17 protein-coding genes are annotated in these 12,897 nt (G+C 39.7%); all 17 read left to right on the plus strand.

Annotated features, from left to right (window positions below; all coding sequences use genetic code 11):
* Nucleotides 1–55: 55 nt before the first annotated feature.
* The 17 genes from IV512_RS09145 to IV512_RS09225 all read left to right on the plus strand — a co-directional run bounded on the left by IV512_RS09145 (nt 56) and on the right by IV512_RS09225 (nt 12,881).
* Nucleotides 56–460 carry a hypothetical protein gene (locus tag IV512_RS09145; protein WP_209402605.1) on the plus strand — a complete coding sequence of 135 codons (405 nt, stop codon included), beginning with the start codon at nt 56–58 and terminating at the stop codon, nt 458–460.
* On the plus strand, nt 460–1,455 hold the full coding sequence (locus IV512_RS09150) for a BtrH N-terminal domain-containing protein (protein WP_209402607.1): 996 nt from the start codon (nt 460–462) through the stop codon (nt 1,453–1,455). Before IV512_RS09145 ends, IV512_RS09150 begins: the two co-directional genes overlap by 1 nt.
* Nucleotides 1,452–2,195, plus strand: a complete 744-nt coding sequence (locus IV512_RS09155; protein ID WP_209402609.1) for an ABC transporter ATP-binding protein — start codon at nt 1,452–1,454, stop codon at nt 2,193–2,195. The genes IV512_RS09150 and IV512_RS09155 overlap by 4 nt, the downstream gene beginning before the upstream one ends.
* Complete coding sequence (locus IV512_RS09160) at nt 2,188–3,459, plus strand: ABC transporter permease (RefSeq protein WP_209402611.1); 1,272 nt, start codon at nt 2,188–2,190, stop codon at nt 3,457–3,459. Before IV512_RS09155 ends, IV512_RS09160 begins: the two co-directional genes overlap by 8 nt.
* The gene (locus tag IV512_RS09165; RefSeq protein ID WP_209402613.1) at nt 3,449–3,886 is read left to right on the plus strand and encodes a thioesterase family protein; all 438 of its coding nucleotides are present in this window, start codon (nt 3,449–3,451) and stop codon (nt 3,884–3,886) included. The genes IV512_RS09160 and IV512_RS09165 overlap by 11 nt, the downstream gene beginning before the upstream one ends.
* Nucleotides 3,879–5,027 (plus strand): beta-ketoacyl synthase, encoded by a 1,149-nt coding sequence (locus tag IV512_RS09170; protein WP_209402615.1) that lies wholly within the window; start codon nt 3,879–3,881, stop codon nt 5,025–5,027. Before IV512_RS09165 ends, IV512_RS09170 begins: the two co-directional genes overlap by 8 nt.
* Nucleotides 5,028–5,114: 87 nt before the next feature.
* Nucleotides 5,115–6,179: a methyltransferase gene (locus tag IV512_RS09175; RefSeq protein WP_209402617.1), complete on the plus strand. Its 1,065-nt coding sequence runs from the start codon at nt 5,115–5,117 to the stop codon at nt 6,177–6,179.
* Between the two features lie 4 nt (nt 6,180–6,183).
* Nucleotides 6,184–6,804, plus strand: a complete 621-nt coding sequence (locus IV512_RS09180; protein WP_209402619.1) for a 3-oxoacyl-ACP synthase — start codon at nt 6,184–6,186, stop codon at nt 6,802–6,804.
* On the plus strand, nt 6,801–7,058 hold the full coding sequence (locus tag IV512_RS09185; RefSeq protein WP_100870651.1) for a phosphopantetheine-binding protein: 258 nt from the start codon (nt 6,801–6,803) through the stop codon (nt 7,056–7,058). Before IV512_RS09180 ends, IV512_RS09185 begins: the two co-directional genes overlap by 4 nt.
* Nucleotides 7,059–7,095: 37 nt before the next feature.
* Nucleotides 7,096–8,295, plus strand: a complete 1,200-nt coding sequence (locus IV512_RS09190; protein WP_209402621.1) for a beta-ketoacyl synthase — start codon at nt 7,096–7,098, stop codon at nt 8,293–8,295.
* Complete coding sequence (locus tag IV512_RS09195) at nt 8,292–9,362, plus strand: beta-ketoacyl synthase N-terminal-like domain-containing protein (protein ID WP_209402623.1); 1,071 nt, start codon at nt 8,292–8,294, stop codon at nt 9,360–9,362. The genes IV512_RS09190 and IV512_RS09195 overlap by 4 nt, the downstream gene beginning before the upstream one ends.
* On the plus strand, nt 9,356–10,144 hold the full coding sequence (locus IV512_RS09200) for a polysaccharide deacetylase family protein (RefSeq protein WP_209402625.1): 789 nt from the start codon (nt 9,356–9,358) through the stop codon (nt 10,142–10,144). Before IV512_RS09195 ends, IV512_RS09200 begins: the two co-directional genes overlap by 7 nt.
* A gap of 16 nt (nt 10,145–10,160) precedes the next feature.
* Nucleotides 10,161–10,826 (plus strand): outer membrane lipoprotein carrier protein LolA, encoded by a 666-nt coding sequence (locus IV512_RS09205; RefSeq protein ID WP_245224709.1) that lies wholly within the window; start codon nt 10,161–10,163, stop codon nt 10,824–10,826.
* On the plus strand, nt 10,807–11,421 hold the full coding sequence (locus tag IV512_RS09210; protein WP_209402627.1) for a hypothetical protein: 615 nt from the start codon (nt 10,807–10,809) through the stop codon (nt 11,419–11,421). Before IV512_RS09205 ends, IV512_RS09210 begins: the two co-directional genes overlap by 20 nt.
* Nucleotides 11,421–12,008 carry a porin family protein gene (locus IV512_RS09215; RefSeq protein WP_209402629.1) on the plus strand — a complete coding sequence of 196 codons (588 nt, stop codon included), beginning with the start codon at nt 11,421–11,423 and terminating at the stop codon, nt 12,006–12,008. Before IV512_RS09210 ends, IV512_RS09215 begins: the two co-directional genes overlap by 1 nt.
* A 5-nt stretch (nt 12,009–12,013) precedes the next feature.
* Nucleotides 12,014–12,382, plus strand: a complete 369-nt coding sequence (locus tag IV512_RS09220) for a 3-hydroxyacyl-ACP dehydratase (protein ID WP_209402631.1) — start codon at nt 12,014–12,016, stop codon at nt 12,380–12,382.
* Between the two features lie 4 nt (nt 12,383–12,386).
* Nucleotides 12,387–12,881, plus strand: coding sequence for a hypothetical protein (locus IV512_RS09225; protein ID WP_209402633.1), 495 nt, complete (start codon nt 12,387–12,389; stop codon nt 12,879–12,881).
* The last annotated feature ends 16 nt before the right edge of the window (nt 12,882–12,897 follow it).

The raw sequence follows: 12,897 nt of genomic DNA on the forward strand, positions 1-12,897 counted from the left end.
GTTACCCCTAAAGCTATATCACCCCCGTAGAGACTGTATCAGAATCACATTCATCATGAAAAAGAAAGAGGTACCACAAGACGAGAGCCAATTAGAAAAGGCCAATATTAAAGACATGGTCTATGCGGTCGATGAAAACGGGGAGTATGTGACCGAGTTAAGTACCGGTTGGGAACCCAAAACTATAGCCCTCGACAACGCCATAAAGGAGATTGAAGAACGTGTAGAAGACGCTAAAAAGCGCGTACTCGAGCATAAGACCAGCCCCATTGAATATTATATGGAGTTGCACAAAATGGATTTACCGATTCTAGCAAGTTATGCAGGTATGTGGCAATGGCGCGTAAAGAGACATTTTAAACCTTCGGTCTTTGAAAAACTTTCCCTAAAAACTTTACAAAAATACGCTGACATCTTCGAGATCAGCATCGAAGAACTAAAGCAGATAAAGAACCAATAATGCAAATTGATTTTACCCATAAACAATCCGCTCACTGTGAAAACGGGGTGGTGTCCAACCTCATGCGACATAATGGTTTTGAGGTAAGCGAACCCATGGTTTTCGGCATAGGTTCTGGGCTTTTGTTCAGCTATCTACCGTTCATCAAAGTAAACTATGCGCCAGTATTCACTTATAGGGCCATGCCCGGATTGATTTTCAATCGATTTGCCAAGAGGGTCGGCATAAAAGTGAAGCGGGAAAAATTTAGTAATCCGGAAAAAGCGAAGGCAAGATTAGATGAAAATTTAGCCAATAACAATCCTGTGGGGCTGCAAGTAGGTGTTTACAACCTTATTTATTTTCCCGATGAATACCGTTTTCATTTCAACGCCCACAATATGGTCGTCTATGGCAAAAAAGACGATGACTATCTTATTAGTGACCCTGTTATGGAAGGTGTTACCTCCCTCACTACCAAACAACTTGAAAAAGTACGTTTTGCCAAAGGAGCATTTGCACCGAAGGGCCATATGTACTACCCAATTTCATTCCCTGAAAAATTAGAGCTTAAAGCGGCCATAATCAAGGGCATCAAACATACTTGTAGAGATATGCTTGCCCCCGCACCTATTGTTGGTGTTAGAGCCATGCGCTGGGTAGCCAAGAACATTAAAAAGTGGCCTGTTAAATATGGAGCCAAGAAAGCCAACCATTATTTAGGTCAAATTGTGAGAATGCAAGAGGAAATCGGTACCGGCGGAGGTGGTTTTCGTTACATCTACGCGGCATTTCTTCAGGAAGCAAGCCAGGTTCTGAACAACAGCAAGCTTGAAGAGTTTTCAAAAGAAATGACCCAAATCGGTGATGCTTGGAGGGATTTTGCCCTTGAGGCCTCTAGAATTTACAAGAAACGAAGCGGACAAACCGAAGGTTATGATTCAATTTCTGACCAATTGTTTAATATTGCTAAACGTGAGGAAGCTTTTTTCAAAGCACTACGAAAGGCGGTATGATTGAAATAAACGAACTTTCAAAGAAATATAAAGGTGCGGACACCTTCTCTGTAAACAACTTGAACCTAACGATTCAAGACAAAGAGATTTTTGGGATTCTAGGCCCTAACGGTGCCGGAAAGACCACCCTCATTTCTATGCTCAGTTCTTTACTAAAACCGACATCAGGCTCTTTTACCATCGATGGTCTGAACTATCAGAACAACACCACCGAACTCAAGCAAATTATTGGTATCGTTCCCCAAGAATATGCACTCTACCCCTCTTTAACAGCCTTTGAAAACCTGAGGTATTTCGGCTGCATGTATGGGTTAAAAGGTTCTAATTTAAAAAACAAAATAAACGAGCATCTTGAAATATTAGGTCTAAGACAATTCGCCGACAAAAAAATCAAGACCTTTTCAGGAGGCATGAAGAGACGAATTAATCTAATTGCAGGCATACTGCACAATCCGAAGGTATTATTTCTTGATGAGCCAACGGTGGGTGTCGATGTGCAATCAAAAAACGCTATAATAGATTATCTGAAAAAATTGAATGCCGAGGGTACAACCATTCTTTACACCTCACACCATCTAAACGAAGCTGAGTTCTTCTGTACGCGAATTGCGATCATTGACTTAGGCAATATCATCTGCAAAGGCGAACCCTCTGAGTTAATTAATGAACACGGTAGTGCCAAAAATTTAGAAGAGGTGTTTTTGACTACTACTGGCAAAGCCCTTCGCGATTATGCATAAACTTTGGGCCTCTGCATATAAAGAATATTTACTGCTCGTTAGAGATTTTGGGGGTCTGGCTATTCTCTTTATAATGCCTTTATTGCTTGTAATTACTATTACGGTAATTCAAGACGGCACCTTTAAAACTTTGAAAGAGTCGAAAATACCGATTCTATTAGTAGATAATGATCAAGGCAGTGTATCTGAACGGATCAAAGAAAATCTTACCGCTTCCAAACAATTCGAGTTAGTACATCAACCTGAAGAAACATTGGCTCAAAAATTGGTTCAGAATGGTGAGTACCAATTGGCCATTGTTATACCTGAAAATCTTTCTCGCGACCTAGACATCAAGGTCAGTGAAAATGTGGAAGGAATCTTGGAAAAATTTGGTATGGAGGAAGAAAGTATCCCCATAGTGAAATCAAAATTCGAGCCTAAAGAGGTCAAACTCTATTTTGATCCGGCCACCCAGTTTTCTTATAGAAACTCGATTAAAAGCGGTATCAACCAAATGGTTTCGATGATTGAGACGGCTTCTATTTATAAAGCTTTTCAAGAAGAATTGACCGATGACAATACCGAACAAATATTCGACACCGAATCATTCATTCAATTTACCGAAATTTCTCCGGGCGACCCCACTGAAAAAATTACTATTCCGAATTCAACCCAGCATAACATACCGGCATGGACACTTTTTGCCATTTTCTTTATCATATTACCGTTGTCAATAAATATGGTAAAAGAGAAAAATCTGGGTACTTTCGTGCGACTGCGAACCAATCCAGTATCATATGCAACCGTGCTTGGAGGCAAAACCATTGTATTTCTTAGTGTTGCGCTAATTCAATTTGCATTGATGTTAGCAGTAGGCGTCTTCCTGTTTCCCGTAATAGGGTTACCACAGCTAGACGTCAACGGTAAATTACTTATGCTTCTGGTAGTCGCATTTTTCGCCGGTCTTGCTGCTGTGGGCCTTGGGTTATTACTGGGAACCATTGCCAAATCTCAAGAACAATCTGCGCCTTTCGGTGCAACCTTCGTGGTCATTCTAGCTGCTCTTGGTGGCGTTTGGGTGCCCGTTTTTGCCATGCCAAAATTTATGCAGGCACTCTCAAGCATATCACCCATGAATTGGGGTTTGAATGCATTTTACGATGTGTTTTTAAGAAATGTTGGCCTCGTCAACTTACTGCCCGAGATAGCTTTGTTATTTTTGTTCTTTTTGGTAACCACTGCAATTTCCATCATTTATAACGAGCGAAAAAATGCCGTCTAAAAATTTAAAAGAGCTAAGTTTTACAAGTGAGATAAGGGTCAGATTTTCTGAATGTGACCCCTTGGGTATTGTCTGGCATGGTAATTATATCCAGTATTTTGAAGATGCCCGAGAAGCCTTCGGCCGACATCATGGCATCTCGTATCTTGACCAGAAAGCCAATAATTTTTCAAGCCCCATCGTATCTTCAAAATGTGAGCACAAGCTGCCCTTGGCCTATGGGGATATCGCAACCGTAAGAACCACCTACATTGATTCAGCGGCGGCAAAAATGATTTTCAAATATGAAATTTTGAACCCAGAAGGTAAAATCGTTTGTATCGGTGAGACTGTTCAAGTTTTTGTAGAGTTGGGCGGTGGTCTATCGCTTACATTGCCAGAGTTTTTCAAGAAATGGAAACTAAAAACAGGCCTGTTAGATGAATAATCCGTTTTTGTCATACAATAATATTATTTCTTCACTAGGTTTTGACAGCAAAACTGTTGTTGAGAAAGTTTCTGCCGAAGTATCAGGGCTCAATTCGGTAGACGATAAAGATATTCTACCAAGACCTTTTTATACTTCAATGCTTGATCCTATGGTTTTAGAGAAAGCATTCGAAAAACTGATTCCGAAAAAAAAATATACCCGGCTAGAGAAAATGATGTTGTTATCGCTACATCAAATCATTAAGGATTCAAAACTTGAATTGACCGAAAGAGTTGGCCTTATTATCTCCACTACAAAAGGCAACATTGATATATTGGAAAGTCAAGAGATGTTCACCAAAGAACGGGCCTATTTAGGAGCCCTAGCTCAAGAAATCAAAGAGTTTTTTAATTTTAAAGATGACCCTATCGTTTTATCTAACGCCTGTGTTTCGGGCGTAATGGCCGTTTCTATTGCCAAACGATTGATCAATGAAAAAAAGTATGACCATGTTTTTATAGTTGCAGGAGATATGGTCACCAAATTTATAATTTCTGGCTTTAATGCGTTTCAGGCCTTAAGCGATGAACGCTGTCGCCCCTATTGCAAGACGAGAACCGGTATTAATATCGGCGAAGTGGCCGCAAGTGTTTTGGTCACAAAAAATACTAATCTGTTGGTAGATGAATCCGTTGAAATTTTAGGCGATGCTTCTTGCAATGATGCCAACCACATTTCTGGACCTTCAAGAACGGGTGAAGGACTCTACCGAAGTGTAATGTCCGCAATGAAAGAGGCAAATATTGAAGCTACTGATATTGATTATATTTCCGCACATGGCACAGCTACTCCATATAATGATGAAATGGAATCAATTGCCTTCAGTAGAGCAGGCTTGGCAGAAACTCCCCTAAATAGTCTTAAAGGTTATTTCGGCCATACGCTTGGGGCTTCTGGACTTTTAGAAACCATAATAGGAATGCATTCTCTGCATCGAAACCAACTATTTGCATCGTTAGGGTTTCAAGAACTTGGAGTTTCCCATCCATTAAATATCATCCGTAAAACCACCCCAAAAAACAGTAATATTTTTTTAAAAACTGCTTCTGGTTTTGGGGGTTCGAACACCGCGGCAATTTTCAGAAAGATATATAAATAGAGACTTAGAACTAATAATTTAACAAGAGTTTTCTAATTAAGATCATATACCTAAATTTGACTACCAACATATTTACAGACTAAAATAATGGCCAAAAAACCGATTAAGGCTATCGAGGCGCTAGAAGAAGCCCAGAAGATTGCTTTCGCCCCATTTGTGTTTCAAACAACGATCTCTCTACGGAAGCTCGGTATTTTGGACTATATTTTTGAAAATAGCCGAGATGGCGTTACTTCTCAGAAACAACTTTCCGAGGCTCTTAACATTACCGAATACGGGCTTAGTGTTCTTTTGGAAATAGCTGAAAGTTCCGATATCGTTAGTCAAGATGAAGAAGGCAACTATGAGTTGACAAAAATCGGATACTTCTTGAATTACAATAAAATGACCGAAGCCAACCTCAACTTTACTCAAGATGTCTGCTATCAAGGCCTCTATCACTTGAACGAAGCGATAGAAACGGGTAAACCGGCAGGCTTGAAAGAACTTGGCCCTTGGCCCACGGTATATGAAGGGCTTTCACAATTACCTAGCAAAGTACAGAATTCATGGTTCTCCTTTGATCACTTTTATTCTGATGAAATTTTTGAAGAAGCCTTACCCATAGTGTTCCGTCACCAGCCTAAAACGCTATATGATATTGGTGGTAATACGGGCAAGTTTGCCATTCTCTGCGCCAAATATAACCCTGAAGTAGATATCAAAATTTTCGATTTACCAGGGCAATTGGCAAAAGCACTTGAAAACGCAAAGAAAAACGGACTAGAAAACCGTATCAAGGGGCAGGAAATCGATTGGCTATCTCAAAAACCTGAGATTACAGAAGGTGCCGACACTATTTGGATGAGCCAATTTTTAGATTGCTTTTCAAAAGAGGAAATTCTAAAAATTCTAACGACCTGTGTCAATTCGATGAGTGATACTACCGAATTGATTATTATCGAAACCTTTACAGATCGGCAAAAATTCGACAATGCCCGTTTTACCCTAGAAGCGACATCGCTTTACTTTACGGCTATGGCCAACGGAAACAGTAAAATGTACAAAGCATCGGAGTTTATAGATTTAGCTACGGAAGCTGGGCTCACCGTGAAAGAAGATTTGGCCATTGGCGAATTTCACACCATGTTGGTTTGCCGAAAAAGTCAATGACCCCTTGAAAAACGACTACTTCATACAAGACTACTGCCATATAAAAGACAATTCCGTTTCGCTTAACGGAACACAATTGTTCACCCAAGAGTCTACCGATTTCAATGCTTTCATTAAATCGGCCTATCAACATTTTAATACCGATTACCCCAAATTTTTTAAGATGGATCGGCTGAGTAAAATGGCATTCATCGCAGCCGATGTTCTTTTAAAAAATGGACAACATTCAATAGAAGAGTCTCAGAATATGGCCGTGGTACTATCGAACCGTGCCTCTAGTCTTGACACCGACCGAAAACATCAAGAATCTATAAACGATCAAGATAATTATTACCCCAGTCCGGCCGTTTTTGTATACACGCTACCTAATATTTGCATCGGGGAAATTAGCATTAGACATAAACTCCATTCTGAAAATAGTTTTTTTATCTTTGACCAATTCAATGCCGACCATTTATGGCACTATAGCAATAGTCTTTTGAACACTTACAAGGCTGATTCTGTGTTGTGCGGGTGGGTCGATGTTGATCAAGATAAGTACGAAGCATTTTTATATGTAGTAAGCTCGAAAGGCAGCTACGAACACAATAAAGAAGAAATAACCAGATTATATTTGACCAAATGAGTGAGTTAAAACAAGAGTTGAAAGAGAAAATCATAGAGCAATTGAACCTAGAAGATGTTGCCGTAGATGAGATTCAAGACAATGACCCGCTCTTTGGCGAAGGTTTAGGGCTAGATTCTATCGATGCTCTAGAACTGATCGTTATGCTCGATAAAGATTACGGCATCAAACTTGCCGACCCCAAAGAGGGTAGAAAAATTTTCGAGTCGGTTCAGACTATGGCAAAGTATATCGAAGAAAACAGAAGCCGATAGTATTCTTTCACGGTTTCGAGTTCAGTAAAATACAGCAATGGGTAAAGGGGTAGCAATAACCGGAATGGGTATCATTTCCGCCATTGGAAACAATGTTGCGGAAAACTACCTGTCTCTTACCACCAATAAAATAGGTATTTCAGAAATTTCTCAAATCGACACCATTCATAAGAATGATATCATGGTCGGAGAAATCGATGACACCAATCCTATTTTAGAAAAAAAGCTTGGTATTCAAGAAAACGAATGGTCACGTACCGTTCTGATTGGCACCATTGCAGCTCAAGAAGCCTTGGCCAATTCAGGTATATCAGATGTAAACGAAGCTAGAACCGGCTTTATTTCAGGTACAACTGTAGGCGGCATGGACAAGTCGGAACAATACTTCTATGAATATGGAGACAGACCGGAAGTTCGCCAACATATAACCGGCCTTCACGCTGGCGATTCGACCAATAAAATTGCCAAACATCTTGGTCTTGAAAAAAGCTTTGTAACCACCATCAGTACAGCCTGTTCTTCTGCTGCCAATGCCATTATGCTTGGGGCTAGAATGATTAAATCGGGCCAGTTAGACCGAGTTATAGTCGGGGGCACCGACAGTCTTTCAAAGTTTACCATCAATGGTTTCAAAACACTGATGATTCTATCCGACACCTACAGCACTCCCTTCGACGATAATCGAAAGGGGCTTAACTTAGGTGAGGCTGCCGCGTATCTGGTTTTAGAATCGGATAGTATGGTGGAGAAAAATAATAAAAAAGTATTGGGGTACGTGAAAGGCTACGGCAATGCCAATGATGCTTTTCATCAAACGGCATCTTCCGAAAATGGTGACGGCGCAGTTCTCGCCATGAAAAAAGCCCTACAGGTTGCAGGTATGAAACCTGAAGATATAGACTATGTAAATGCACATGGTACGGCGACCCCTAATAACGACCTATCCGAAGGCCGAGCTCTTATTCGGGTGTTCGACAATAAAGTGCCTGAGTTCAGTTCTACCAAGGCATTTACAGGTCACACCTTAGCTGCTGCCGGTGGTGTAGAAGCCGTTTATTCAGTATTGGCGCTGCAAAACAATTTAATTTTTCCGAATCTGAACTTTAAAACTTCTATGAAGGAGTTTGATCTGAATCCGATTACAGTAGCAAAAAAGAAAGAACTTCGTACCGTTCTTTCGAACTCTTTCGGTTTTGGGGGCAATTGTTCGACACTTATATTCTCGAAAGAAGCATGAAACAATCGGTCTACATCAATAGCGTTGGTTCTGTTTCTGCCCAGAAAACTTTTGACAATAGTTTTCTTGACGATGTTGTTTTGCATAATGATACCGTAATAAACGTAATCGCACCGAATTACAAAGAATACATTCCGCCAGCGGCCGCACGCCGAATGGCAAAAGGCATTAAGATGAGTACCGTAAGTGCTAAAAATGCCATGCAAGAAGCCGAGGTGGCAGAAGATGAAATCGATGCCATTATTGTAGGCACCGGATTGGGTTGCATAGGAGACTCCGAAAAATTTGTGAGCGATATTATCGACAACAACGAACAGTTCTTGACCCCTACCCGATTCATACAATCGTCGCACAATACCGTTGCAGGTCAAATCGCTTTGGGAATAGGGTGTAAAGGTCATAATTTCACCTATGTGCATTCCGCCATATCATTTGAATCTGCAGTATTAGATGCTAAAATGCAGATTGAAGAAAATGAAGCTAAAACCATCTTAGTGGGTGGCGTTGATGAATTGGTAGACCATCACATAAGCACCCATCGCCTCATCGGGCATATCAAGAAAGAGGCGGTTGAAACTATGTCTATTTTAAAATCAGGTACTTCAGGAGCAGTTTTTTCCGAGGGGGCCCACTTTTTTGTACTTTCCAACGAAAAGAAATCATCTTGTTATTCAGAATTAGTTGCGCTGAAAACATTTAACGTACTAAGCGAATCACAAGTAAGCGATGAAACAAGCAATTTCTTGATGGAACAAGGTTTGACCGAAGAGTCCGTTGACTTGATTATTATGGGCAACAATGGCGATAATGATTTTGATAGCTATTACGATTCGTTGTCAAAGGGGGCTTTCAAAAATGTGGCTCAAGCTTATTTTAAACATTTGTCGGGGGAGTTTGATACGGCATCTGGGTTTGGTTTTTGGTTGGCCAACATGATATTGAAGCAGGGCAAGGTGCCTGCATCTGTTCAATTGAATGAAAAAAGGGCCGAAAGCGTGCAGACTATTTTAATCTACAACCAGTATAGAGGGGAGAACCATAGCCTCACGCTTCTCAAAAAATGTTAGGCCAGCTCATCTCACGCAGAGTGGTCTACCCCACCACTGTAGCCTTGCTCATCATACTAATCATTCTCGAATTTTCTTTTGATGTGCCATGGTATGTTTATACGCTGGTGGTTCTCGCATGGTTTCTCATAACACTTTGTGGTTCTTTTTTTATAGGATGGAATTTTCATATGAAATCTTGGCATTCCAACAAGAAAATAGAACAAAACTGGGTATCGATTACATTTGACGATGGCCCGAATGCCGAATTTACACCTCAAGTTCTGGATCTCTTAAAAAAGTACAACGCCAAGGCTACATTTTTTTGTATCGGCCATAAAATAGAGGAGCATCCTGATATTCTCAAAAGACTACTCGAAGAAGGGCATACCGTAGGTAACCACACGTATAACCATTCTCGATCTTTCGGATTTTATGGCATGGAAGAGGTGAAAGCAGAACTTGAAAAAGCTAAGAAGACAGTAAAAGAGCACACCGGTCTGACCATGAATCTCTATCGCCCAGCCTTTGGGGTAACCAACCCATCCATAGAGAAAGCGGTCAACCAATTAAAAGTGCAATCAATCGGTTGGAATGTGAGGTCTTTAGATACTACGGTGCGCACTGAAGATATGGTACTCAAAAGAATTACATCTAAGGTTTCAAAAGGTGATATTATTCTTTTGCATGATACCAGTGCAAAATCTGTGGCCGTTTTGGAACGGTTATTGGTATTTTTGCGAGAGAAAAATCTTCAATCGGTCACAGCCGACCGATTGTTGGGAATCAAAGCTTATGTTTAAACCAATTTTTTCTTTAATGCGCTGGAATTATGGGCACTACACTTCCCTTCTAAAAAAGAACACTCAACCTATTTTTTGTTTGGTATTTATCATGTGGACGGTAATCGGTCTGAGTCAGACTAAAATGTCTACCACTGAGGCCAATACCTTGAAGACCTTAGTGAAGTCACTTGCCGATAAAACCGAAACTATCACCAGTGATTTTACACAATACAAACATTTAGATTTTCTTTCGAACGATATTGAATCGAGCGGTAAGTTAACCTTTATGGCACCCAATCTGGTCAAATGGGAATATATTGCCCCTTTCGCCTACGCTATAATCTTTAAAGACAAGACCATTTTCATTAATGATGGCGGCAACAAAAGTAATATCGATGTGGGCGGCAATAAATTATTCGAGCAGCTCAATCACCTAATAACGTCTAGTGTTCGTGGCGATATGTTCGATGACGAGAAATTTGATATTTTGTTTTTTAAGGAAAACGGGCAAAGCTTGGTTCATTTTATGCCGAAAGACCCAAAATTTGCCGAGTTTATAAATGCCTTTCACATTAAATTTAACGAGATCGGTGAAGTGGAAGAGGTGAAAATGATAGAACCATCGGGAGATTACACTCAAATTGTTTTCAATAATAGAAAAACAAATCAACCCCTTTCTGATGCGGATTTTACTCACTAGCCTTGTTCTATTTTTCTTGACAGGATGCGCTTATTATCCCAAAAGAAATAACTTCAAAGCCATTAGTATTCCTGTTTATCAGCAGAAACACCTTAACCACTATTTTTCAGACACCACTAAAGATTATGTATATAAAGCTAAAATAGAGGCGTTTGACAAAACCTTTGGCGGACTTTTTATCATTAAAAAAATAGATCTAAACCATCATCGGGTGGTCTTCTCAACAGAAATGGGAAACACTATTTTTGATTTCACATTTCAGCAAGACGAATTTAAGGTCAACCGAATTTTGGAAGAGATGGACAAAAAAATCTTAATCACTATTCTAAAGCAAGATTTACAGGCCTTGATAATTGAAAACCCGTTCATAACCGAAGCTTATAGCTTTGAAGATAAGGTTGTGGTTGAGTCAGAAATCCTATCTAAAAAACATTATTTTTACCTTCAAGATATGCAGTTGCAAAAAATTGTCAGGGTAAAAAATGGAAAGCCCAATGTAACCCTTGAGTTCAATGATATTGAAGAACGTCAGGTTGAGAATTTGGAAATTACGCACCAGAACATTAAACTTAAAATTTCATTAAGCGCTATTTGATGGGTAGAATACAATCTATATTCTTGATTGCTACATTGTTATTCGCGGGCTTTCTACATGCACAAGTAAGACCCGGAGTGAAGATGGGCATCAATAATTCTAATATCAGCAAAACTAAATTAGACACCAAGACCGGTCTTTACGTTGGCGCTTTTGTTAAAATACCTATATCAGATTACTATACGCTGCAGCCAGAAGTTTTATATTCAAATCAAGGGGGCAAATCTAACTCGACCGAATATGGTGATGTCAATATCCACTACCTTTCTATTGGTATTCCCAATAAATTTTATGTCAGCCAGAAGAATAACTTTCATATTATACTTGGTGTCGGCCTTGATATTAATTTGAAAAACAACTTTGTAAGCCTTTCGAATTTTGATATTGACGACGAAATATCGCCTATCGACGTGGTAGCGCTAGGAGGCATTGGCTATGAATTCCCGTTTGGTCTTGCCTTAGAAGCACGATATAAGCAGGGCACGGTAAGTGTCGACTTTCTAGGGTCGGATAATCTTTATGAAGAATCAGGCAGCAATCTTAATGGCGTTTTTCAAATTGGCGCTGCATATAAATTTAAACTATAGACACCATGTTGATTGAGGGATTATATTCCATTTTAGCTTTTGAAAAAATAGAGAACACTCTTTCCGCAACCGTAAAACTTAATAAGGACCATGAGGTTTTTAAAGGGCATTTTCCGGGTAATCCAATAATGCCGGGGGTTTGTATGATCCAAATGATCAAAGAACTTACGGAGAAAGAGTTGAACAAAGAGCTATTTCTATCGGTTGCGTCAAATGTCAAGTTTATGGCCATCATCAATCCCGAAGAGAATGATACCATCGACCTCAATCTCACCGTAACCGAGGTTGATGAGTATATCAAAGTCAAGACAACGGTGAGCTTTAAAGAAACCTTGGCATTAAAGTTGAACGGTACGTTTAAAATCTTAGCTTAGACTTATGAAATTAGCTACCGCATTGTTTTTCACCCTTTGTTTTCTTGGTGTAAATATTTCCGTTGATATTGAAGATATTAGACAAACCTATCGAAGTATTCAAGACAACGAAGACTCGATTAATGACTTATACGAATCGCTAACCTCAGTCGCAAAAAATGATGAAGCCACTTTAGTAGCCTATAAAGGTGCCGCTACTACCATGATGGCCAAATTCGCCAGTGGTTTTAAAGACAAAAGAACTTTTTTTAATGACGGAAGAGAGCTTTTAGAATATGCTGTAGAAGCCCAGGCCTCGAACGTTGAAATCAGATGTATTCGGTTGAGTGTGCAAGAAAATGCGCCTAGAATACTGGGCTACCATAAAGATATTGACACTGACAAGCAATTTATTATCGACAACTACAGTTCAATGAAAGACAAAGCTGCAAAAGATTTCGTCAAAGGATTTGTGGCCCAATCAGATAGTTTTTCAGAAGAACAAAAGCAGTTGTTTTAGGGTTTTGAATCCTTAT

Origin of the sequence: Pseudozobellia sp. WGM2 (assembly GCF_017810075.1) — a bacterium.
In the GTDB taxonomy this organism is placed as follows: domain Bacteria; phylum Bacteroidota; class Bacteroidia; order Flavobacteriales; family Flavobacteriaceae; genus JADNYK01.

Excerpts from the sequence above, each read along its gene's own strand:
- IV512_RS09145 (WP_209402605.1), top strand. The coding sequence starts at position 56 with ATGAAAAAGAAAGAGGTACCACAAGACGAGAGCCAATTAGAAAAGGCC.
- IV512_RS09150 (WP_209402607.1), top strand. The coding sequence starts at position 460 with ATGCAAATTGATTTTACCCATAAACAATCCGCTCACTGTGAAAACGGG.
- IV512_RS09155 (WP_209402609.1), top strand. The coding sequence starts at position 1,452 with ATGATTGAAATAAACGAACTTTCAAAGAAATATAAAGGTGCGGACACC.
- IV512_RS09160 (WP_209402611.1), top strand. The coding sequence starts at position 2,188 with ATGCATAAACTTTGGGCCTCTGCATATAAAGAATATTTACTGCTCGTT.
- IV512_RS09165 (WP_209402613.1), top strand. The coding sequence starts at position 3,449 with ATGCCGTCTAAAAATTTAAAAGAGCTAAGTTTTACAAGTGAGATAAGG.
- IV512_RS09170 (WP_209402615.1), top strand. The coding sequence starts at position 3,879 with ATGAATAATCCGTTTTTGTCATACAATAATATTATTTCTTCACTAGGT.
- IV512_RS09175 (WP_209402617.1), top strand. The coding sequence starts at position 5,115 with ATGGCCAAAAAACCGATTAAGGCTATCGAGGCGCTAGAAGAAGCCCAG.
- IV512_RS09185 (WP_100870651.1), top strand. The coding sequence starts at position 6,801 with ATGAGTGAGTTAAAACAAGAGTTGAAAGAGAAAATCATAGAGCAATTG.
- IV512_RS09190 (WP_209402621.1), top strand. The coding sequence starts at position 7,096 with ATGGGTAAAGGGGTAGCAATAACCGGAATGGGTATCATTTCCGCCATT.
- IV512_RS09195 (WP_209402623.1), top strand. The coding sequence starts at position 8,292 with ATGAAACAATCGGTCTACATCAATAGCGTTGGTTCTGTTTCTGCCCAG.
- IV512_RS09200 (WP_209402625.1), top strand. The coding sequence starts at position 9,356 with ATGTTAGGCCAGCTCATCTCACGCAGAGTGGTCTACCCCACCACTGTA.
- IV512_RS09205 (WP_245224709.1), top strand. The coding sequence starts at position 10,161 with ATGCGCTGGAATTATGGGCACTACACTTCCCTTCTAAAAAAGAACACT.
- IV512_RS09210 (WP_209402627.1), top strand. The coding sequence starts at position 10,807 with ATGCGGATTTTACTCACTAGCCTTGTTCTATTTTTCTTGACAGGATGC.
- IV512_RS09215 (WP_209402629.1), top strand. The coding sequence starts at position 11,421 with ATGGGTAGAATACAATCTATATTCTTGATTGCTACATTGTTATTCGCG.
- IV512_RS09220 (WP_209402631.1), top strand. The coding sequence starts at position 12,014 with ATGTTGATTGAGGGATTATATTCCATTTTAGCTTTTGAAAAAATAGAG.
- IV512_RS09225 (WP_209402633.1), top strand. The coding sequence starts at position 12,387 with ATGAAATTAGCTACCGCATTGTTTTTCACCCTTTGTTTTCTTGGTGTA.